This is a genomic window from Cupriavidus sp. F041 (assembly GCF_057814235.1).
Genome location: NZ_JBVASY010000001.1, coordinates 867,039 through 888,276, shown reverse-complemented (window position 1 = coordinate 888,276; position 21,238 = coordinate 867,039). Strand labels below are relative to the sequence as shown.

The 21,238-nt window shown below is 63.9% G+C and carries 22 protein-coding genes; 13 read left to right on the top strand and 9 right to left on the bottom strand.

Annotated elements, in window-relative coordinates; translation table 11 throughout:
- Window positions 1-24 precede the first annotated feature (24 nt).
- Genes fliJ through fliF form a run of 5 tightly spaced genes read right to left on the bottom strand, consistent with a single transcriptional unit; the run spans window position 25 to window position 5,479 of the window.
- Window positions 25-480, bottom strand: a complete 456-nt coding sequence (gene fliJ, locus ACZY0R_RS04085; RefSeq protein WP_488857239.1) for a flagellar export protein FliJ — start codon at window positions 478-480, stop codon at window positions 25-27.
- Window positions 473-1,984 carry a flagellar protein export ATPase FliI gene (gene fliI, locus ACZY0R_RS04080; RefSeq protein ID WP_488857238.1) on the bottom strand — a complete coding sequence of 504 codons (1,512 nt, stop codon included), beginning with the start codon at window positions 1,982-1,984 and terminating at the stop codon, window positions 473-475. The genes fliJ and fliI overlap by 8 nt, the downstream gene beginning before the upstream one ends.
- Entirely contained in the window at window positions 1,977-2,822 is an 846-nt protein-coding gene (gene fliH, locus ACZY0R_RS04075) for a flagellar assembly protein FliH (RefSeq protein WP_488857237.1), read from the bottom strand. The genes fliI and fliH overlap by 8 nt, the downstream gene beginning before the upstream one ends.
- Window positions 2,809-3,801: a flagellar motor switch protein FliG gene (gene fliG / locus ACZY0R_RS04070; protein ID WP_488857236.1), complete on the bottom strand. Its 993-nt coding sequence runs from the start codon at window positions 3,799-3,801 to the stop codon at window positions 2,809-2,811. Before fliG ends, fliH begins: the two co-directional genes overlap by 14 nt.
- Window positions 3,791-5,479, bottom strand: coding sequence for a flagellar basal-body MS-ring/collar protein FliF (gene fliF / locus ACZY0R_RS04065; protein WP_488857235.1), 1,689 nt, complete (start codon window positions 5,477-5,479; stop codon window positions 3,791-3,793). Before fliF ends, fliG begins: the two co-directional genes overlap by 11 nt.
- A gap of 511 nt (window positions 5,480-5,990) precedes the next feature.
- Between fliF and fliE the strand changes: the two genes are divergently transcribed.
- The 13 genes from fliE (at window position 5,991) to ACZY0R_RS04000 (ending at window position 18,663) form a co-directional block, all read left to right on the top strand.
- Window positions 5,991-6,314, top strand: a complete 324-nt coding sequence (gene fliE, locus ACZY0R_RS04060; protein ID WP_477102810.1) for a flagellar hook-basal body complex protein FliE — start codon at window positions 5,991-5,993, stop codon at window positions 6,312-6,314.
- Between the two features lie 103 nt (window positions 6,315-6,417).
- Entirely contained in the window at window positions 6,418-8,649 is a 2,232-nt protein-coding gene (locus tag ACZY0R_RS04055; protein WP_488857234.1) for an O-linked N-acetylglucosamine transferase, SPINDLY family protein, read from the top strand.
- Window positions 8,646-9,416: a glucose-1-phosphate cytidylyltransferase gene (rfbF, locus tag ACZY0R_RS04050; protein ID WP_488857233.1), complete on the top strand. Its 771-nt coding sequence runs from the start codon at window positions 8,646-8,648 to the stop codon at window positions 9,414-9,416. The genes ACZY0R_RS04055 and rfbF overlap by 4 nt, the downstream gene beginning before the upstream one ends.
- On the top strand, window positions 9,398-10,492 hold the full coding sequence (gene rfbG, locus ACZY0R_RS04045; protein WP_488857232.1) for a CDP-glucose 4,6-dehydratase: 1,095 nt from the start codon (window positions 9,398-9,400) through the stop codon (window positions 10,490-10,492). Before rfbF ends, rfbG begins: the two co-directional genes overlap by 19 nt.
- A complete protein-coding gene (locus ACZY0R_RS04040; protein ID WP_488857231.1) occupies window positions 10,489-11,040 on the top strand; it encodes a dTDP-4-dehydrorhamnose 3,5-epimerase family protein in 552 nt (183 codons plus the stop codon). The genes rfbG and ACZY0R_RS04040 overlap by 4 nt, the downstream gene beginning before the upstream one ends.
- Window positions 11,037-12,275, top strand: coding sequence for a methyltransferase domain-containing protein (locus ACZY0R_RS04035; RefSeq protein ID WP_488857229.1), 1,239 nt, complete (start codon window positions 11,037-11,039; stop codon window positions 12,273-12,275). The genes ACZY0R_RS04040 and ACZY0R_RS04035 overlap by 4 nt, the downstream gene beginning before the upstream one ends.
- Window positions 12,262-13,047 carry a WbqC family protein gene (locus ACZY0R_RS04030; protein WP_488857228.1) on the top strand — a complete coding sequence of 262 codons (786 nt, stop codon included), beginning with the start codon at window positions 12,262-12,264 and terminating at the stop codon, window positions 13,045-13,047. The genes ACZY0R_RS04035 and ACZY0R_RS04030 overlap by 14 nt, the downstream gene beginning before the upstream one ends.
- 3 nt (window positions 13,048-13,050) lie before the next feature.
- A complete protein-coding gene (locus ACZY0R_RS04025; protein WP_488857227.1) occupies window positions 13,051-13,770 on the top strand; it encodes a class I SAM-dependent methyltransferase in 720 nt (239 codons plus the stop codon).
- On the top strand, window positions 13,767-14,648 hold the full coding sequence (locus tag ACZY0R_RS04020) for an NAD-dependent epimerase/dehydratase family protein (protein WP_488857226.1): 882 nt from the start codon (window positions 13,767-13,769) through the stop codon (window positions 14,646-14,648). The genes ACZY0R_RS04025 and ACZY0R_RS04020 overlap by 4 nt, the downstream gene beginning before the upstream one ends.
- The gene (locus tag ACZY0R_RS04015) at window positions 14,645-15,670 is read left to right on the top strand and encodes an ATP-grasp domain-containing protein (RefSeq protein ID WP_488857225.1); all 1,026 of its coding nucleotides are present in this window, start codon (window positions 14,645-14,647) and stop codon (window positions 15,668-15,670) included. The genes ACZY0R_RS04020 and ACZY0R_RS04015 overlap by 4 nt, the downstream gene beginning before the upstream one ends.
- Entirely contained in the window at window positions 15,651-16,367 is a 717-nt protein-coding gene (locus tag ACZY0R_RS04010) for a metallophosphoesterase family protein (RefSeq protein WP_488857224.1), read from the top strand. Before ACZY0R_RS04015 ends, ACZY0R_RS04010 begins: the two co-directional genes overlap by 20 nt.
- Window positions 16,354-17,136, top strand: a complete 783-nt coding sequence (locus ACZY0R_RS04005) for a cephalosporin hydroxylase family protein (RefSeq protein WP_488859494.1) — start codon at window positions 16,354-16,356, stop codon at window positions 17,134-17,136. The genes ACZY0R_RS04010 and ACZY0R_RS04005 overlap by 14 nt, the downstream gene beginning before the upstream one ends.
- Window positions 17,137-17,433: 297 nt before the next feature.
- Window positions 17,434-18,663, top strand: coding sequence for a DegT/DnrJ/EryC1/StrS family aminotransferase (locus tag ACZY0R_RS04000; protein WP_488857223.1), 1,230 nt, complete (start codon window positions 17,434-17,436; stop codon window positions 18,661-18,663).
- 25 nt (window positions 18,664-18,688) lie between these two features.
- Here the strand turns inward: ACZY0R_RS04000 and ACZY0R_RS03995 are convergent, their stop codons facing one another.
- From ACZY0R_RS03995 to fliS, 4 genes are all read right to left on the bottom strand, one after another.
- On the bottom strand, window positions 18,689-18,991 hold the full coding sequence (locus tag ACZY0R_RS03995; protein ID WP_488857222.1) for an EscU/YscU/HrcU family type III secretion system export apparatus switch protein: 303 nt from the start codon (window positions 18,989-18,991) through the stop codon (window positions 18,689-18,691).
- Entirely contained in the window at window positions 18,988-20,337 is a 1,350-nt protein-coding gene (fliK, locus tag ACZY0R_RS03990; RefSeq protein ID WP_488857220.1) for a flagellar hook-length control protein FliK, read from the bottom strand. The genes ACZY0R_RS03995 and fliK overlap by 4 nt, the downstream gene beginning before the upstream one ends.
- Before the next feature lie 124 nt (window positions 20,338-20,461).
- Window positions 20,462-20,794, bottom strand: coding sequence for a flagellar protein FliT (locus tag ACZY0R_RS03985; RefSeq protein ID WP_488857219.1), 333 nt, complete (start codon window positions 20,792-20,794; stop codon window positions 20,462-20,464).
- Window position 20,795: 1 nt separating this feature from the next.
- Window positions 20,796-21,230 (bottom strand): flagellar export chaperone FliS, encoded by a 435-nt coding sequence (fliS, locus tag ACZY0R_RS03980; protein WP_488857218.1) that lies wholly within the window; start codon window positions 21,228-21,230, stop codon window positions 20,796-20,798.
- Between the last annotated feature and the right edge of the window lie 8 nt (window positions 21,231-21,238).

Below are 21,238 nucleotides of genomic sequence, written 5' to 3'. Positions count from 1 at the left end.
CGGGATTCGGTCTCGCTGGGCGGCTTAGCGGTGGCGGCCCGCGACTTGCAGGCGGGCGGCGCGGGCGGCGTATTCGTCGGTGTCGCGTTGTTCGCGACGCGTGCTGGCTAGGTGTTCGCGCGTCGCCGCGCGGGTAATCAGGGTGTCGAAAGAGTTCTGGCGGCGTTTCTGCTGCTGCCAGTTGGCGCGGCCGGCCAGCAACTGTGCCTCGGCCCTGGCCAGCGATTCCGTCTGCTGGCGGATGGCGGTATCGAGCGAGGCCAGGAACTGCGCAAAGTCCTGCCAGCGCGTGGAGGTCATGCCGTCTTGCGCGATGGCCTGCATGCGCTCGCGGTATTCCTGCCGGTACTGGGTGAGCGCGGCCAGTTGTTGCTCCGCCTGGTTGCGCAGGCCTTGCAGCCGGCCCAGTTCGCGCGCGGCGGCATCCGTATCGTTCTGGGCCAGGTCGGCCAAGGTATTCAATGCAGATGGCTTAGCCATGTTCACTCCGTTGGAAGAGACTATGCAACTGGCCGATCGAGTCGCCGTAGCCGGCGCGCTCGTGGATGTCCTGCTGTAGGAAAGCTTCCATCTGCGGATGCAGGTGGATGGCGAGATCCAGTTCCGGATCGTTGCCCGGCACATAGGCGCCCACGCTGATCAGGTCGCGGTTGCGCTGGTAGCGCGACATCAGCTGCTTGAAGCGCCGCACCGAGGCAAACTGCGGCGGCTCGATCAGCGCCGTCATGGCCCGGCTGATCGAGGCCTCCACGTCGATGGCGGGGTAGTGGCCGGATTCCGCCAGGCTGCGCGACAGCACGACATGGCCGTCGAGAATGGCGCGCGCGGAATCCGCGATCGGGTCCTGCTGGTCATCGCCCTCGGTCAGCACCGTGTAGAAGGCGGTGATCGAGCCGCCGCCTTCGGGGCCGTTGCCGGTGCGCTCCACCAGCGTGGGCAGCTTGGCGAACACGGAGGGCGGATAGCCCTTGGTGGCGGGCGGCTCGCCGATGGCCAGCGCGATCTCGCGCTGGGCCATGGCATAGCGCGTGAGCGAGTCCATGATCAGCAGCACATGGCGGCCCTGGTCGCGGAAATACTCGGCCAGGCGCGTCGCATAGGAGGCGCCCTGCATGCGCAGCAGCGGCGAGGTGTCGGCGGGCGCGGCCACCACCACGGAGCGCGCGCGCCCCTCCGGTCCCAGGATGTTCTCGATGAAGTCCTTCACTTCGCGCCCGCGCTCGCCGATCAGGCCGACCACGATCACTTCGGCGCTGGTGTAGCGCGCCATCATGCCCAGCAACACGCTCTTGCCCACGCCGGAGCCGGCGAACAAGCCCATGCGCTGCCCGCGGCCGACGGTGAGCATGCCGTTGATGGCGCGTACGCCCACGTCCAGCACGGTTTCGATAGGCGCGCGCGACAGCGGGTTGATCTGCGTGCCGCCAAGCGTGACCTCGGTGGCCGCGGTGATGGGGCCCAGCCCGTCCAGCGGACGCCCGGCCGCATCGAGCACGCGCCCGAGCAGGCCTTCACCCACGGGCAGGCGTTTCGAGCCCGGTTCGCGCGGGGTGGTGTCGCCGCTGGGCAATGGCGTGGGTTCGAGCGGATAGACGCGCGCGCCGGGCACCAGGCCCACCACGTCGGACTGCGGCATCAGGTAAAGCCGGTCGGCGCCGAAGCCGACCACTTCGGCCTCGGCCAGGCGTGGGCCGGAGGGCTTGCCGGACATCTGGCCGCCGGGCAGTTCGATCAGGCAGTCGCTGCCCACCGGCAGGCGCAGGCCCACGGCTTCCAGCACCAGGCCGGCGGCGCGGGTGAGGCGGCCGCAGCTGCGCTTGCTGTCGATCTCGGCAATGCCGGCCGAGGCCGCGGTGAGCGCGTCGCGCCAGCGCTGGCCGTGCAGGCCCGGCACGCCGGCAGCGGTGAAGTCCGCGGTGGAGTTCGCGGTGGAGTTCGCGGTGAAGTCCGCAGTGAAGTCCTTACGGGCCGCGCTATCAGGCATGGGGCGGCTCCCACGGGTCGTCGCGCCCAAGCGCCTTGACCACGCGGCTCCAGCGCGTGGACAGCGTGGCATCGAGCTCGCCGCTGGCGGCGCTCGCCACGCAGCCGCCGCGCGCCACCGCCGGGTCGGCGCGCACGCTCCAGCCGGCGGCTTGCAGCTCGCCGGCCAGGTGGGCTTCCACCAGCGCGACGTCGTCCGGGTTGAGCAGCAGGCAGGGTGAGCCCGACAGCGCCGGCTCGGCCGCCAGCAGTTCGCGCACTGCTGGCAACAGGATGGCGGGATCCGCCAGCACGGCCTGCTGCACGAGCTGGCGCGCCACATCCAGCGCCAGGGCGATCAGGGTCTGGGCCACTTCTTCATCCACGCGTCCAAGCGCGTGGCTGAAGGTCGCGGCGAGTTGTTGCAGGTGGGAGGCTTCGCTGCGGGCCCCTTCCAGGCCGCGCGCATAACCTTCGCGGTGGCCGTCGCCGTAGCCCTGGGTCTGGCCTTGGGTATAGCCCTGGGCGTAGCCTTCCTTGCGGGCGCCTTCGCGCATGGCGTCGAGCGCGGCAAAGTCGATCGGCGGCGGCGCCGGCTCGAAGGGCAGGAACTCGGTCGGCTCCGGCTCGGCCTTGCGCGGATCCAGCGACACCATCTGCCAGCGCTGCCAGCCGTTCTTTTGCTCGCCGCGGTCCGCCGGCGCGGCAAAGCTCTCGAAGCCGGTCTCCCGTGGCGTGACGCGGTTGCCCGCGCCGCGGCGCCCGCCGGCGTTGCCGCGCTGGTCGCCGCGTGTTTCGACGTAGTCGCTGTCCGCGGCAAGGTCGCGGAACTGGCGCAGGGCACGTTCAGACGTAGGCATCGTCGCCACCACCGATTACAACTTCGCCGGCTTCGGCCAGGCGTCTTACCACCTGGAGGATGTTCTTCTGTTCGGCCTCGACCTGCGAGACCCGTACCGGGCCCAGCGCGTCGAGGTCTTCGCGCAGCATTTCGCCGGCGCGGGTCGACATATTGCGGATGAACTTGTCGCGCAGCTCCACCGGCGCGCCCTTGAGCGCGACGATGAGCGATTCCGTGGCCACTTCCTTGAGCACCCGCTGGATGCCGCGATCGTCCACTTCGAGCAGGTTCTCGAACAGGAACATCTCGTCGATGATCTTCTGCGCGAGGTCGGCGTCGTGCAGGCGCACGCCTTCGATCACCGCTTCTTCGTGGGCCGTGCTCATCAGGTTGATGATCTCGGCCGCCGTGCGTACGCCGCCCATGCGGCTGCGCTTGAGGCTCTGGCCCGCCAGCAGCTTGGTCAGCACGTCGGTCAGTTCCTGCAGCGCCCCCGGCTGCACGCCGCCGAAGGTGGCGATCCGCAGGATCACGTCCTGGCGCAGGCGCTCGGTGAACATGCCGACGATCTCGGACGACTTCTGCCGGTCCAGGTGGATCAGGATGGTGGCGATGATCTGCGGGTGTTCGTCGCGGATCAGTTCGGCCACCGAGGTGGAATCCATCCAGTTCAGCGAATCGATGCCGGCGCCCGGGTCGCGCGATTCGAGGATGTCCTCGATCACCGACAGCGCGCGTTCCTCGCCCAGCGCCTTGTTCAGCACGCTGCGGATAAAGGCGCTCGAATCGACGTTGAGCGCGAGGTACTGTTCGGTTTCCGCGCGGAACTCGGCCAGCACCGAGGACATCTGCTCGCGCGTCACCGAGTTGAGCGTGGCCATCGCCGCGCCCAGGCTCTGCACCTCGCGCGGGCCGAGGTGCTTGAATACTTCTGCTGCGGCATCTTCACCGAGCGACATCATCAGGATGGCGCTCTTCTGCAATCCTTCATCGGTCATCGCTTGACATCCAGTTCTTGATCACACTGGCAACCAGGCGCGGGTCGCGTTGCGCGGCGTCACGCACCAGGGCGAGATCGCTTTCATATTTAGCGGCGAGCCGCAGGACTTCCGGATTGGCCGGCTCTTCAGGCGGCAGCAAGATGGCTTCGTTGCTGTCGGTTCTTTCCTGCGGCGGCGGCAGCGGCGGCGCGGTGTACTTGCGCAGCACCGGGCGTGCCACCTTGAACCACACGAACAGCGCCAGCAGGGCCAGCAGCAGGTAACCCGCACCGGTCTTGGCCAGCGCGATCATCTCGGGCTGCTTCCACAACGGCAGTTCCGGCTTGAGGTCGGTATCCGCGGTGAACGGGCTGTTGACCACGTTGAGCGAGTCGCCCCGGTCGGCCGAGAAGCCCATCGCTTCCTTGGTCAGGTTCTCGATCTGGGCAAGCTGCGCGGCGGGCAGGGCCTCGGACACGATCTTGCCGTTGGCGCCGGCCTTCTGGCGGTAGTTCACCACCACCGCCACCGACAGGCGCTTCACGCCGCCCGGTGCTTGCTGCACATGGCGCACGGTGCGGTCGAGTTCGTAGTTGGTGGTGGCGTCGTGGCGGCTGCTGCTCGGGCCGGTCTGGGCCGTGGCGGTGGCGCCGGCCTGGGCCTGCTGGCCTTGCTGTCCCGGCTGGTTAGGCTGCCCCGGCCGTGGCGGCTGGGCCGTGGCGATCGGTGCCGTGGCCGGCGCGGGCGGCTGGTTGGACAGCGCGCCCGGCACGCCGCCGACCGGCGCCGCGCCTTGCTGGCTCGATTCGCTGGACTGCTGGCTGCGGATGGCGGCGCGGGTGGGGTCCTGGTTAGGCTTGAAGGACTCGTCGGTGTGCTCGACGATGGAGAAATCCACGTCAGCGGTGACTTGCGCCTTCACATTGTCCTGGCCGAGGATCGGCGCCAGGATGGCTTCCACGCGCTGCGCGTAGTTGCGCTCCAGCGCCTGCACGTACTTGATCTGGCCGGCATCGAGCATGCGCTCGTTGGTGCCGCTGCCCGACAGCAGGTTGCCGTGCTGGTCGACGATGGAGATCGACTTCGGCGTGAGTTCCGGCACGCTGGACGAGACCAGGTGGCCAATCGCGGCCACCTGGCCGTCGTCGATGGCGCGGCCCGGATAGAGCTGCAGCACCACCGAAGCGGTCGGCTTCTGGCGATCGCGCACGAACAGCGTGGGCTTGGGAATGGCCAGGTGCACGCGCGCCGACTGCACCGCGGCGATCGACTCGATCGAGCGGGCCAGCTCGCCCTCCAGGCCGCGCTGGTAGTTGACCTGCTCGGCAAACTGGCTGATGCCGAACTTCTGCGTATCCATCAGCTCCATGCCGGTGGTGCCGCTCTTGGGCAGGCCTTGCGAAGCCAGGCGCAACCGGGTCTCGTGGACCTTCTCGGAGGGCACCATCACCGCACCGCCGCCTTCGGCGAACTTGTACGGCACGTTCATCTGCTGCAGGGAGGCGATGACGGCACCGCCGTCCCGCTCGGACAGGTTGCTGTAGAGCACCTTGTAGTCCGGCGCACGCGACCAAAGCACTCCCACCGCGACGGCCGCGGCAAGGGCCGCGCCACCCAGCATCAGGGGCAGGCGCGGATTGGTCTTTAGACGCGCGAACAGCTCGGATTTGTTCGACAGGGCTGTCACGGCGTTCATGCGCGCGCCCCCGTCATGGCCGGGCCGGCATGGGCCAGGACCGGCTGGGCCGGATGGCGGGCGCCGCTCTGGCTGCCCAGTCCACCCCGGCATGCCTGGCTAACCCTGGCTTCGGCATGGCTAAGATCACGCTGCTGACAAAACACGCGTACTCCCCGCGATAGTTGATGAGATTCGGGTCCCGGACCCGGCGCGCAAAGGTAGCGGCATCCCAGATTCGGCACGGTATCGATGATCGGCGAAGGTGGGTATCGACAATTCGGTGAATAGGCGTCGTTTTCCACCCGAATTCGCGCAATGGCCCGGCTGGGGCCGCGGGTAGGCTTCGGGGGCTGGCACAGGCGGCGCGCGCGGATGCGGTATTTGTGGTGTTGGTGGCGCATCGCGGCAGGTTTGCCGGCAGCGGCCCGGGCAGGATGCCCGGCGTAACCCTTAATGACTTTTTCTCGAACCGGTTTCCCCCGGACAGCCAGGGCTGCCCTTGGGCGGGGCGGGTTCCAAGCGGATCGCCATGACTACCATCTCTTCCATCGACGGCATGTTGCAGCAACTGCGCGGACTGGCCCAGAGCGCCACCGGGCAGGAAAGCCACGCTGCGTCCGCCGCTTCGCCGGGCAGCTTCGCCGGTGAACTGCAGCGCTCGCTGGCACGTATCAGCAGCGTGCAGGAGCATGCCTACGGCCAGGCCGAGGCGTTTGAACTGGGCAAGCCCGGCGTTGCGCTCAACGACGTGATGATCGATATGCAGAAGGCCAATGTGTCGTTCCAGACTGGGGTGCAGGTGCGGAACCGGCTCACGGCGGCTTATCAGGAAATGATGAATATGACGGTTTGAAGCCGGCCCAGCCTCCAGGGGCCCCCAGCCCTCCAGTTTTCTATCTGTCGTGGGCCGCCGCGCAGTGTCATTGCCGGTCACTGAGGTCCAACACTCCTAAATCATGCAGAAGATCCATCTCGCGTCCCGAGTAACACGCCACCTGACTCAGGCGAAGGCGAGCTATGCGGCTCAGCGCTTCCACGACTGCATCCGGCATGCCGAGCAGGCTGAGAAGATTGACCAGAGTCATCCGGATACCTACTACTGGCGCGCGCTTTCCAACATGGCCCTCGGAGCCACCATGGAGGCTCGCCGGATTGCTGACGAGGCGCTTGAGAAGTTTGCTGGCAACGCGGTCCTGCGGATCCTGGCGGGCGAAATCCTGATGGACCTCGGCCTCTACGAGCAGGCCAAGGCCCTCCTCGAGTCAGCGATAGGGATAGATCAGTCACTCTGGGCCGCCTGGTCGAACTACTCGGCGGTTTTGTATAGTCTGCAAGACTACTATGCCGCCAAGGACGCTGCGCTAAGGGCGCTGGCGCTGGCTCCAGCCAATGCGGGTGTCCTGTCGAACTACGCCAATACGCTGAAAGAAACCGGCGACGTCGCGGAAGCGGTAGCCGTGCTGCGCAAAGCCATCGCGCTTTCCCCGCGCAGTGAGCTGGTCCGGTTCAGCCTGCTGTTTACCATGCTGTTCGACGAGAACACCAAAGGGTCGGACATACTGCGTGAGGCGCAGAGCTGCGCCGCGCTGCTGACTCCGCCCAGAGCTGCAAACTATCACCCGCCCAGGCCGAAGGATAGCGGACGTATTCGCCTGGGGCTGCTCTCTAACGACCTCTACGCACACGTTTGCGCCTATTTCATCATTCCCTTCCTGGCGAATATTGATCATTCCCGGTTCGAGGTGCATGTGTTCTCGTTGAACGGACGGCAGGACAATGTCACGCAAAAGATTCAATACTATTCGGATCGTTTCGTCGACGTCTCTGGCCAGCCTGAGGGCACGATTGTCGAAACCATTCGCGATGCCGCGCTGGATGTGCTGATCGACCTGGGCGGTTACACCCGCAATACGCCCCTGCGCTACATGGCACACCGGCTGGCTGCGATCCAACTCACCTGGATGGGATACCCGGGTTCCACCGGCATGCGCCAGATTGACTATCGGCTCACTGACTGGTCCACCGATCCTGCAGGCAATGAGACCCATCACACCGAGCAACTGCTGCGCGCGCCGGTAGTGGGCGCAGTCTATTACCCCTTGGTGGTGCGGCCCCTGGCTGCATATGGCGCGGCATACCGGACCCGCGCCACCCCGGCGCTGGCGAATGGCTATGTGACCTATGGCTGCTGCATCAACATCGCCAAGATCAGTACCCGGACTATGCGGTTGTGGGGCATGGTGCTGGCGCGCTCTCCTGGCAGCAAGCTGCTGGTGGAGTGCGCCGGGCTGGACAACGACGCGGTGCGCGTTCCCCTGCTTGGACGCATGACGCAGGCCGGCATAGACAGCGAGCGGGTGATTTGCGTACCTCGGCGTAGCGAGAACCAGTACCTGATGTATCACAATATCGATGTCGTGCTTGATACCACTCCCATGACTGGCGGTGCAAATGCGTGCGACGCGCTGTGGATGGGGGTGCCGATCGTGACGCTTTCGGGTCGGGCATGTCACGAACGCCTTGCCACGTCCTATCTGCATGCAGTGGGACTAGATGGGCTGATTTGCCAGAACGAGGCCGAATACGTTGATGTGGCGGCAGGACTTGCAGCCGACGTCGCGCATCTCAATGCGCTGCGCATGTCGATCCGGCCGATGTTCGAAGCCAGCCCTTTGTTCGATGCCGCCGGCTTCTGTCGATGGTTCGAGACGGAAGTGGCGGGTTGGGTCGGCTCGTATCGTCAACCGGGGCAGATTCAGCAAGATTCAGCCGATGGCGTCTTCTTCAACGGGCGTTGGAACCCCATGGAGGAGATCATCATCGCCGTGGTAGCCGCATTGCGTTCTGGCAACGACCAGGGATTGGAAAACCTCCTGGAAAATATCTCTGCAAAGTGGAGTAAGCACTGGCTGGTAGCCTATGCGCTATCCGAGTTCGCATATAGACAGGGAGACAAGCAGGCCGCTCTGGATTTACTGATAGAGAGCGCGAGCTTGCGCAAGTACTCGCTGCCCCTGTACCGCTTATTGCTGGTGCGGCTCGACGAGTGCGGTCAGGACAAGACCGTGCTTGATGAGTTCCTGCAACAGGCCTTTGGCCTGAATCTCGCCTATCTCGAAGGGCAGCCGGTGCCCTCGATGTTCGAGATTGCCGGCATTCCGGATCAACTAGAGGAGGCGACGGCATGAAAGCGGTGATCCTGGCGGGCGGGCTCGGCACGCGCATCTCGGAAGAATCGCACCTGCGCCCGAAGCCCATGATCGAGATTGGTGGCAAGCCGATCCTCTGGCACATCATGAAGACCTACTCCCATTACGGGATCAATGACTTCGTGATCTGCCTGGGATACAAGGGTTACCTCATTAAAGAGTATTTCGCCAACTACTTTCTTCACATGTCGGACGTTACCTTCGACATGGAGCATAACCGGATGGAGGTTCACCAACGCCATGTGGAGCCGTGGCGGGTCACGCTGGTGGAGACCGGCGAGCACACCATGACCGGCGGGCGCATGAAGCGGGTGCGCGAATACCTGGATAACGAGCCGTTCTGCTTCACCTATGGCGACGGCGTGTCGGATATCGATATTCGGGCGCTACTCGAATTCCACCTCCAGCATGGCAAGGCGGCCACGGTGACTGCGATCCAACTTCCCGGACGCTATGGCGCATTGAGCGTGAACGGTACTTCGGTGCAGGGCTTCCAGGAGAAGCCGGCCGGGGACGGTTCGTGGATCAACGGGGGATTCTTCGTGCTTGATCCCTCGGTAATCGACATGGTCGAGGGCGATGCCACCATCTGGGAGGGTGAGCCGATGACCAGACTGGCTGCGCTGGGTGGCCTGCATGCCTATGCGCACGACGGGTTCTGGCAAGCCATGGACACCTTGCGGGACAAAAACTACCTCGAGAATCTTTGGGCGAGTGGCAATCCGCCGTGGAAGGTCTGGGCGTGAAACAGTTCGGCAATGTGTACTCCGGCCGCCGTGTACTGCTGACCGGCCATACCGGCTTCAAGGGCAGTTGGCTGGCGCAATGGCTGAGCGCGTTGGGCGCCGAAATCACGGGCTATGCCCTGTCGCCCGCGTCCACGACCAGCCACTGGCAATTGCTGAACCTGTCGGTGACGGATCTGCGCTGCGATGTGCGCGACCAGCCGGCGCTCGACGCCGCCTTGCGGCAGAGCCAGGCGGAGATAGTCTTCCACCTGGCAGCCCAACCGCTGGTGCGCCAGTCGTACCGTGACCCCCTCGAGAGTTGGTCGACCAATGTCATGGGCACGGCCAATGTGCTTGAGGCTTGCCGCCGCCATACCTGCGTTCGGGCAGTGGTGGTGGTCACCACCGATAAGGTGTACGCCAACCAGGAGTGGCCGTGGGGCTACCGGGAGAACGACCGCCTTGGCGGTTTCGATCCATACAGCGCCTCCAAGGCTGCCGCCGAGCTGGTCGCGGCGAGCTATCGCCAGGCATTCTTCGCGCAAGGTGGTGCGCCGCTGGTGGCAACTGCGCGCGCTGGCAATGTGATCGGCGGTGGCGATTGGTCCCAGGATCGACTCATCCCAGATCTTGTGCGCGCGATCTCCAGCGGGCAGGCGCTGGAGATTCGCTCGCCACATGCCACGCGGCCGTGGCAGCATGTGCTCGACTGTCTCGCCGGCTATCTCGTGCTTGGGCAGCGATTGCTGGAAGGTGACAAGTCCTGCGCTACAGCCTGGAATTTCGGTCCCGCAGCACAGGACAATCGTACGGTCGAGTCCGTGCTCGAGTTGATGAAGCGGCATTGGCCCGAGTTGGCCTGGAAGGTGTCCGATCTGCAGCAGGCTCATGAGGCGACACTGCTCTACCTGGACAGCTCACAGGCCAGGGCGAGACTTGGGTGGCAGCCGGTCTGGAGCCTTGAGCAAGCGCTGGAGGCAACCGCGGCCTGGTATCGGGAGTGCCCGGCTTCTGCCGCGCTGGCCACACGCCAGCAGATCTCGGGATATATCGCAGCGGCCGCATCAGTTGACGCAAACTGGGTGAGCGCATGAAGGTGATTCCGATCGCCATCGGCGGTGCGGCGGTGGTCCAGTCCATGCCCGTGGCAGATCACCGCGGCGCATTTGCCAGGTTGTTCTGCGTCGACGAACTGGCGCAGGTGCTCGGGGAGCGGCAGGTGGTCCAGGCCAATCATTCGCGCACCAGCAAGGTAGGGGCGCTGCGAGGTTTGCACTTTCAGTCCCCGCCTCATGCCGAAATGAAGCTGGTGCGCTGCATACGCGGCCGGGTCTGGGATGTCGTACTCGACCTGCGCGCCGGATCGCCTACCTTCCTGCAATGGCATGGCGAGGAACTGAGCGCCGCGAACGCCCGCATGCTCGTGATTCCCGAGGGATGCGCGCATGGCTTCCAGGCGCTGGAGCCGGAAAGTGAACTGTTATACCTGCACACCGCTAGCTATGCGCCGGAGGCGGAAGGTGGCGTGCGCTATGACGACCCTGCGTTTGGCATTCGTTGGCCCTTGCCGGTCGCGGAGGTGTCTGCGCGCGACGTGTCCCATCCCATCTTGAGCACCGGATTCTCCGGTATTTGCCTATGAATTGCCGTCACTGCAATACAGCGCTTGAACACGTCTTTCTCGACCTGGGGTTCGCCCCACCGTCCAATGCCTACCTGAGTGCTGCCGAGTTGCGTGCGCCCGAGATGTATTTCCCGCTCAAACTGCATGTATGCACGCACTGCTGGCTCGTCCAGACCGACGATTATGCGCGCGCCGACGAACTCTTTCGTCACGATTACGCCTATTTCTCGTCCACTTCGCAGACGTGGCTCGACCATGCGGCCCGCTACGTCCACGAAGTTTCCCAGCGTCTTCATCTGGGGGCAGATAGCTTCGTGATCGAAATTGCCTCCAACGACGGCTACCTGCTGAAGAACTTCGTGGCCGCAGGTGTTCCATGCCTTGGCATCGAGCCGACCGCCAGCACTGCCCAGGCTGCAGAACGCCAGGGTGTCCCGACCATGCGGGAGTTCTTTGGGCAAGCTCTGGGCGAGCGCTTGGCCGCGCAGGGTGGGCAGGCGGACTTGATTGCCGGCAATAATGTCTTCGCACATGTGCCGGACATCAACGACTTCACACGTGGGCTAAAGGCCGCGCTGAAACCAGGCGGGACGATTACGCTGGAGTTTCCGCACCTGATGCGCCTGATCGGGCAAAATCAGTTCGACACTGTGTATCACGAACACTTTTCCTATCTGTCTCTTTACACTGTGCAACGGATCTTTGCCAATGCCGGATTGCGTGTGTTCGACGTGGATGAACTGCCAACCCATGGTGGTAGCCTGCGCGTTTACGGCTGCCATGCTGAGGACTCACGCACACTGACGCCGGCAGTGGCGGAGTTGCTCGAAGCCGAGGAGCGCTTTGGCCTGCGGCGGCTGCCGACCTACCTCAGCTTTCAATCGCGCGCAGACAACGTCAAGGATAGACTCCTCGTGTTCCTGCTCGAGCAGAAGCGAGCAGGACGCAAAGTGGCGGCATATGGCGCCGCTGCCAAAGGCAACACCCTGCTCAACTACGCAGGCGTGAAACAGGACTTGCTTCTGTTCGTCTGCGACGCTGCGGCGTCCAAGCAGGGAACATATTTGCCCGGCAGTCATATTCCGGTGGTCGAACCCGCGCGGTTGCGCGAGCACCGGCCCGACGTGGTGCTGATCCTGCCATGGAACATCGCCGGCGAAGTGTCCGACCAGCATGCCTATGTCCGCGAGTGGGGCGGGCGCTTCGCCGTGGCGGTGCCCGAAATCAGGATGCTTGATCATGCCGGCGCTTGAGTTGTCGACGATAAGCTCCGGCGCGCCGGCCCGCAGCCTGGTGGTGTCGCAGCCCATGTTCTTTCCCTGGGTTGGCATGCTTGAGCAAATCAAGCTGTGCGATACCTACGTCTTCTATGACGACGTTCAGTTCGCACGCGGCTTCTTCAACCGGGTGCAGGTCAAGACCCGGGATGGCGTGCGCTGGATGACCGTACCGCTGCGCGATCGGCACCGTGGCAGCCTGATTTGCGAGCTTGAGCTCGACGACAGCACCGACTGGCGAGGCAAGAATCGCGACATCCTGCGCCAGGCGTACCGCGGCACTCCTCACTTGCAGGACATGCTGGCACTGGTGGATCAAGTGTTCTCGGCGCCGGCTCAGCGCCTGTCGGACCTCGGACGCGCCTCGACCATGGCGCTGGTGAAATACTTCGGGCTCGAGGCCGGCAGGACCTTCCTTGATTCCTCGGCGGTGGGCGTACCGGGAGAAAGCAGTCAGCGCCTGCTTGCGCTATGCCAGCGGCTGGGCGCGAGCCGCTATCTGACGGGCCACGGCGCCAGGCATTATCTGGATCACGCGCTATTTGAACAATGCGGTGTTGCGGTCGAGTACATGGCCTATCGGCTAAGTCCCTATCCGCAACGCCACGGAGCCTTCACGCCCTATGTCACCGCACTCGACCTGGTTGCCAACTGCGGGAGTGACGGAGGCCTTTACATCTGCTCGGGCACCGAGTCATGGCGCAGTGTGTGCGTCGATGAGGCGCGAGCATGCGCTGAAATGGAGTAAGCAATGAACCGACTTGATGCCGTTTCATCGGAGTATTTTCCCAACGCAGCGACGTCGCTGGAAAACGACCTGATCCTTCATTGGTATCCGCGCCGTATCACGCACCGCTTCGGCCGCTGCGATAGCCTGCTGGAGCTTGGCCTGGGCCACGGGTTTACCGCCAAGAGTTTCAGTGCACACGCCGAGAGGCATGTGATCATCGAGGGCTCTCCGCGCGTGATCGAACTGTTCCGCAGCAATCATCCAGATAGTCCGGCCCAGCTTGTCGAGGGCTATTTCGAGGAATTCGATACCGACGAGCGATTTGATGTCATCGTAATGGGCTTCATTCTCGAGCATGTCGACGATCCCGGCTTGCTGCTGGCGCGCTATCGCCGCTTCCTCAAGCCGGGCGGCCGGATGTATGTGGCGGTGCCGAATGCCAAATCGATGAATCGCAGGCTTGGCCTGGAGCTTGGCATGATTGACGATATCTACAGCCTCAACGCCAACGACATCGCCCTGGGGCATCAGCGCCAGTTTTGCCGTGACACGCTGCGTGGCCTGCTGCACGAGCATGGCTACCAGGTATTGCACGAGGAAGGCATTTACCTCAAGCCGCTTCCGCTCGGCGTGCTGAAGACACTGCCGGACCTGGAGGCAAACCTGAAAGCCATGCTGAAGGTCGGTATCGATTTCCCGGACTTGTGTGTCGGCCTGTTGATGGAGGTGCAGCCAGTATGAAGACAGCCGTCGTTGTCGGTGCGACATCGATGTTGGGGCGCCAGCTTATCACCCGGCTTGAAGCGGAGGGAGTAGCTGTCCTGACAGCGGGGCGCGTCGAGCAGGCCGCTATCGGACTCGACCTCGAATCCGGCTGGCTGGGAGCCGGACCGGATGCCTCGATGCGTGCCGACGTCCTCTTTCATTGCGCCGCGAGCTTCCTCGGTGACAGTCGCGAAGGTGTTCGCAAGAATTTTCTGGTGAACGCACTTGGCTGCCATTGGGTGCTGGATCTGGCCGAGCGGCTTCAATGCGCGCAGGTGGTGAACGCAGGTAGCATCTTCTCGATCGATGGCGTGGATTCGGCGGGCGTGAACTCTTATGGTCTTTCCAAGGCCCAGGGGGAGCAGATTCTTGCCTGGGGTATGCGCCGCCAGGGAGGCCGCTGCTGTACGCTGCGGCTGCCTCAGCTCTACGATGTTGCCGGGGAATGCGTGCGTCATCAGCCCTGGTTTGGGCGCATCATTGCCTATGCTGCGCGTGGCCTAGACCTTCGCATGCCGGCGTCAGCAGGAACGCGGAACTTCCTCCACGTGCAAGATGCCGCCGCCATGATACTCGCCGCGGCGAGGCGCGGCGAGGACTGCACGATGGATGTCGCGCACCCGGAATCGATGGCGCACGAGCATATTGCCGCACTGGCGTACGAGATATTCGGCAAGGGCGGCAATGTGTTGTGCGCTCCAGAGAAGGCGCCGTTCCGCGGCATCGCCGCGCCTGATGGACGAGCCGCTTTCGAGCGGCTCGATCTCGCGCCGTCCATATCGATGGCACAAGGCATTGCGTTGATCCGGGACGCCGGTAGCTGGGCCGCCTTCGGTCCATTGGACGTGACATGAGCCGGGATCCTGCTTTTGGCACTCGCAAATCGCTGACGACGGTCGTTACCGGGGTTGGTGCGATCATTGGGCAAGGCATCGTAAAGAGCCTGCGGAGTTGCGACGGAGCACCCCGGGTAGTCGGTGTCGATCGGAACGCGGACTCGATGGGGGCCTTTCTCTGTGACGCCTTCTATCCGAAGCCGCGTTGCGACGAAGAGGACGAGCGCTACCTGGCGTACTGGCGCGATCTCGTCGCCGGCGAGGGCGTTCGGCTCATCATCCCTGGCCTCGAGATCGACGTGGCGTATCTGGCCCGTCATCGCGCACAGTTCGAAGAGATGGGGGTGAGGCTTTGCCTCAATACGGATGAACTGATCGCGATGGGCCAGGATAAATGGGCGCTGGCGCAGGCACTGGGTCAAGCTCCGGCAGGGCTGGGCGCCCTCGCTATCCCCGCGCTGCTTGAAGGGGACTGGGCATCCTGCACGGCGCGGCTGGGGCCGCCGCCCCTTTTGATGAAGCCGCGTCATGGGAGCGCTGGCCGAGGCATCGTCCGGCTGGAGGACGAGGAGGACTTCCTGTACTGGCGACGCAAGTCAAGCCGGGAGTTCATGGTCCAGCGCATCGTTGGCAGTGACGACGAAGAATATACGGTTGGGGTGTTCGGTCTCGGCGAGGGCGATATGCTGGCGCCGATTGTGTTCCGCCGTCGCCTGTCAGCCGCCGGCAATACGGGTTATGCCGAAGTGGTGCGCGATGCCGCGATCGAGCGAGCGAGCGCGGCACTGAGCGGGCACTTCAGGCCGCTCGGCCCGACCAACTACCAGTTCCGCAAGGAAGGAGGAAAGCCCTTCTTGCTGGAGATCAATCCGCGCTTTTCCAGCAGCACTTCTCTGCGTACCGCTTTCGGCTACAACGAAGCCGCCATGAGCCTGGAGTTCTACCTCCATGGCCAGCGTCCCACGGAGCCGACGCCAACTGGCGGGAGGGCATGGCGCTATTCCGAGGATCTTGTTACCCATGATCGGCATCCTATCTGACATACACGGCAACCTGCCGGCCCTGAAGGCCGTCCTCGCGGCGGGCCGGGGGCTGGGCTGCCGGCGTTTCATCTCTCTTGGCGACGTGGTGGGCTATTACGCGCAGCCTGGTGAATGCATCGACCTGCTGCGCGAGCACGAAGTGCTCAACATCATGGGTAACCATGACCACTATATGGTCGAGGGCCTGGCGTGTTCGCGATCGCGCATGGTGTCCGAGATCATGACGTTCCAGCGCTGCGTGGTGACGCCGACGCAGGTGGCGTGGCTGGCTCGTTCGGTGCCGATGCTAATCGAGGGTGACACCCACTTTGTGCATGGGGGGCCGGAGGACCCGCTGGACCAGTATCTCTACCGGGTCAACGAGGACTCTATACCCGCGCATGCGCGCAGGTTGTTCTCCGGGCATACACACGTGCAGGTACTGGCGGATTTCGGCGCCAAGCAGTACTGCAACCCGGGCTCGGTGGGTCAGCCGCGTGATGGCGATCCGCGCGCCGCCTTCGCGGTGTTGGGGGATGATGAGGTGACTCTGCACCGCGTGCCATATGACATCGACGAGACGGCGGCGGCCATGAAAGCAGCTGGCTTTCCCGCGCATTATTCACAGTGCTTGTATATAGGCGCCCAGATTGGTGGGCGTATCGACAAAGTAATCATTGAACGAAATACCGGAGATCATGATGGGCCCGATTGAAGCATTCCAGAACGAAGTCAAAGAGAACATCCGCGTGCTCGGAAGCGACCCCGCTTTGCGCGCCGGTTCGCGCGAGTGGATGTTTTCGGTCGCCGAGGGCAAGTATTCCTACAACTTCAGCTGGCTGGGCAGGCCGATTATCCAGGTGCCACAGGACATCATCGCGATGCAGGAGTTGATCTTCCGTATCCAGCCGGACCTGATTATCGAGACCGGGATAGCGCACGGCGGCTCGCTGATCTTCTCGGCGTCCATGCTGGAGCTCAACGCGATTTGTGGAGGCCCGCAGCATGCCGAGGTGCTTGGCATCGACGTCGATATCCGTGCACACAACCGCGAAGCGATCGAAGCGCACCCGATGGCGCGGCGGATCACAATGTTGCAAGGATCAAGCATCGATCCGGCGATCGTTAAACAGGTCCAGGAGAAGGCCAGCGGCAAGGCGCGGGTGCTCGTATGCCTGGATTCCAATCACACGCATGCGCACGTCCTCGCAGAGTTGCAGGCATATGCACCCCTGACCACGCCCGGAAGCTATTGCGTGGTGTTCGATACCGTGGTGGAAGACCAGCCGGAACATCTCTCCAGCGCGCGACCGTGGGGTAAGGGGAATAACCCGAAGACTGCGGTATGGGCATATCTTGAAGGCATAGAACGTGAGCGGACGTTGGCTGCGGACGGTGATCCCCTGCGCTTCGAGATCGACCGGCAAGTCGAGGACAAGCTCCTGATCACGGTCGCGCCGGACGGTTATTTGAAACGAGTTTGATGCGGCTGCCAGGCCGGGTTTGCAAGTATCCGCAGGTCGTGGCCTTTCTGTTCGATGTAACGGACGTCGGCTATGCCAGTGCACTCTACGGAGCGGGCTCTTTCTGGTAACTATCTTGCCCGGGGTTCCGACGGCGATGGCGCATATCAAATTCTTCTCCGACAGGAATGCGCGCTTGGAGGACGAAGTTGGCAGGGGGGGCGTGAGCGTGTGCCGGCGGCACTGCCTGCCTACACGGAGCGCGTCTGCGTTGGAATGGTCCCCCGTGGCGCATGCCGCAATCTCTTCGATTCCTGAGTGGCAGGGCAGGAATATGGAGTTCTTCTTACTTTAAGCGCGCCAACGCCGCAGCCATGGCGCGCCACTCTTAGGATCCCGATCATCATGAAGCGTCTTTTTGTCTCTGGTCCGTCGATCACCGAAAGAGAAATCGCCTACGTTACCGATGCGGTGACCAACGCCTGGTACGCTGACGCCAATCTCTACAACGAGCGCTTCGAGCGTGCCTTCGCTGAGTATCATGGCGTGCGCTATGCTGTTTCTCTGCCTTCTTGCACGTCGGCGCTGCATCTTTCTTTGCTGGCACTGGGCGTGGGGCCAGGAGACGAGGTGATCGTGCCAGACTGCACCTGGATCGCCAGCGCGGCTCCTGTCAGCTATGTCGGCGCGACCCCGGTGTTCGCCGATATCGATCCCGATAGCTGGTGCCTGTCGGCAGCATCCTTTGCAGCATGCATCGGCCCGCGTACCAAGGCGGTAATCCCGGTCGATCTGTATGGCAACATGCCTGACTATGAGGCCTTGCAGGCAGTGGCGCAGCGGCATAACGTCGCCATCATCGAGGATGCGGCGGAAGCCGCGGGATCGCGCTATCGCGGGCAGCCCGCCGGAACACTTGGCGTGACCGGCACCTTTAGTTTTCATGGTTCGAAGACGCTTACCACCGGCGAGGGCGGGATGCTGATCACCGAGGATGAGGCGGTCTATCGCCGTGTGATGGTACTGCGTGACCATGGTCGCCGGCCTGGCGACACGATGTTCGAGAACCACGAGGTTGGCTACAAGTACAAGATGAGCAGCATGCAGGCTGCACTAGGCCTGGCCCAGATCGAGCGCGCCGAGGATCTGGTGGCGCGCAAGCGCGAGATCTTCGGTTGGTACCGCGATGAATTGGCCGGTTGCGAGGAAATTGTGCTGAACAGCGAGGCGGAGGACGTGCGCAACACCTACTGGATGGTGACGGCGATCCTCCCGGCCCGTCTTGGTGGCAAGGCCGCCGTGATCCGCCGGCTTGGTGAGCAGGGGATCGACTGCCGTCCGTTTTTCAGCCCGCTCAGCAGTCTCGATGCCTATGCCGCTACCGCGGCGGCGGAATTCGCGCGCGAGCGCAACAAGATTGCTTATGGCTTGGCGCCACACGGCGTCAACTTGCCATCGGGACTCAACCTCGAGCGGGCGGATGTCGCGAGGGTGGGGGCAGCTGTGCGCGCGAGCCTGGCCGCGGGATCGATGCAGGTCGCCGCCTGACGCTTCGCGTGGTGGCCGCGATGCATTAGGGTGCGGCCGGGCGGAGCGAAGCCGCTTCCGCCTGCTCGTTTTCCAGCTGGTATAGCCAGGCCAGCAGCTCGGCCACCGCAACGTAAAGCTGCGGCGGGATATGCGAGTCCATGTCGACCTGCATCAACAGGCTGACGAGGGCGGGAGAGTCATGTACGTAGACTCCGCTTTCGCGAGCACGCGCGATGATAGACTCGGCCACAACGCCATAACCCTTGGCCACCACCCGCGGGGCCGCATCTTTGTCGTGGTAGGACAGTGCAATCGCTGCGCCGCGCGGCGCGTCGGCTTCGCTCATGTGGCACCTCGCGATGTAGTCGGCGCTCCGGTGCTTACCGTGAGCTGTACCAAGGGGATACCGCTGGCCGCAAGCTTGCCATGCAGTTGTGTGCGTGCTTCATCCAATCGTTCGGCCACGGCCGGTTTAGGGGTCACCAGTCGCGCTTCGAGGCCGGCGGGTGTGATCGACAGGCGTGCCTCGACCGTACCCAGTTCCGGCAACTGCAGCAGCAGGCGTGTCGACCAGGCTTGCGCGGATACGCCGGCTCGTGTCTCTCCCTCGTCCACCTGGCGGGGGGCGATCTCCCATGCCATGCGTGTGCCCGGCCACGCCTCGCCGATCCAGCGGAACTGCTGAGTAGCCAGCAACTCAAGTTGCCGGCGGACCAGATCTTCGGTAGCGGGGTGCACCGCGGGAGTGTTCTGTCCGGTGTTGGCTGGCTGGCTTCCCGGCTCGCGATCGAGATCCGACGGCGAGCGCGCCGTCAGGTGCGTTAGCTCGCCAGCTCGCGCTATGGTCTCGTAGGCCTGGGCGGCGTGCAGCGGGGCGGTGGGTGCTAGCGGAACAGTCTGAGGCCTATGCGTCTGAACGGGCGAAGAGGCCATGGCGTCCTGTCTGGCCTGCGCGGGTTCGTCAAAGGCAGATAGACCGGATGACGGCGGTTGGGCATCGGCCTTGTCGGCGGATAGCGCCGACAAGGCCGTCGGCGGCTTCGCCACCGCGAGCTCCACGTCAGCCAGCGTGCTTGGCGCTGCGCTCGCCGGGGTTGTGGTATCGGGGGATGCCGCTGCTGCGGGCTTGCCCACAGGTGCTGGCAACAGGAGCGGGCCTGCCGGGGGAGGGGCGGCGCCGGACGCGTTGTCTGCTGTTTGCGTGGGGCGGCCCAACAATGCCTGAGGTTCGCTCTGCACTGAGGCAAGCGAACGCGCACCGCCTAGCCAGGCGGCTAAATGCGATTCATAGAACAACCCGCTCTGGCCGACCAGCTTGGAGAGTGCTGATGGCAGCATGGCAACAGTCTTGCCTGTGGGCGGCGTCGGCAATAGCAATCCGGCGGCGCGCGGTACGTTCTCTCCCGCCCTGTCGAGCAAGTCGAGGATCGTGCGGGCGGCGAAACTCAGCGTTTCCCGGGTCGAGGCAGCGGGAAGCAAAGCGCCGCCGATATTGGCGTTTGATAGTCCCTCGGTCGGTCTGCCTTGGATAGCAGTGCCGGTGGTATCGCTCGTACTGCGCGCTAACGTCTGCGTGACATCAGGGACCGGCAACAGGGCTGCCAGTTTATTGATCGGGAGGTTCGAGCGCACTGACTGTGTCTCGGACCGCTGCGATAGGGAGGCATCGGGAGGCAGGATCAGGCCGGTCATGGTGCTAGCGGGAGTAGCGGGGAGCCGTGAGGGCAGCGCAACTCGCGGCGACCTGCCGCTGCAAAGAGCGAAGGAGGCCGGAGGAGGGAGAAGGGAGCAAGCGCGGACTGGCGCGCGAAGGCTTTCAGACAGTCACGCCGTAAGCGTGACTGAGCTCCTGCCGGCGCCGGGAGCTGCCCAGCAGCGCTTCCAGTCTCGCCATCTGAGGAACCACAAGCTGGCGGATCGATGCATCATGCGCAAGAATGCGTTCGAGCATGCCGTAGCGGCGCGCGCGATCGTGCGCCGACATCGCGGTTTGGGGGCCGAGGCGGCGCAATTGTTCGACCTCGGCTACGTAGACCTGCTGCAAGTCGCTCATGGCATCCCAGTTCCCCGCTTGTGCAGCTTCCAGCATTTGTTCGGAAAGCAGGAGCAGTTCTTCATAGTGGCGCGCGACAATGTTCACGGCTTCCATCTTAGTTCTCCACTGCCAGGACGGGCATCTCGGCCACCGCGGCTGATGGGGGGGCTTCAGCGATCTGTGCCCAGGCCGACGCAAGGCTTTCGAGCAGACCATCCACCTCCGCCAGCAGCCCCGCGTCGCTGCGCAGGTTGGCCAGCATCAGCCGGCGCGACATGTAGTCATACAAGGCTTCCAGGTCAGCTGCGATCTCGCCACCCGCATTGTGATCGAGGGCCGCGCGAAGGCCGTTGTCGATGATGTCAATGGCCTTGGAGATTGCATTCCCCTTGCCCGGGATATCGCCAGCATCCATATGGAATCGGGAGCGGGCAATTGCTGCCCGCGCTCCATCGAACAACATGACGATTAGTCCGTGAGGACTGGCGCTCATGGCCCCGGTCTGGACACCGACCTGAGCGTAGGCATTGATGGCGTTGCGCGCGTACATGAAGCTCG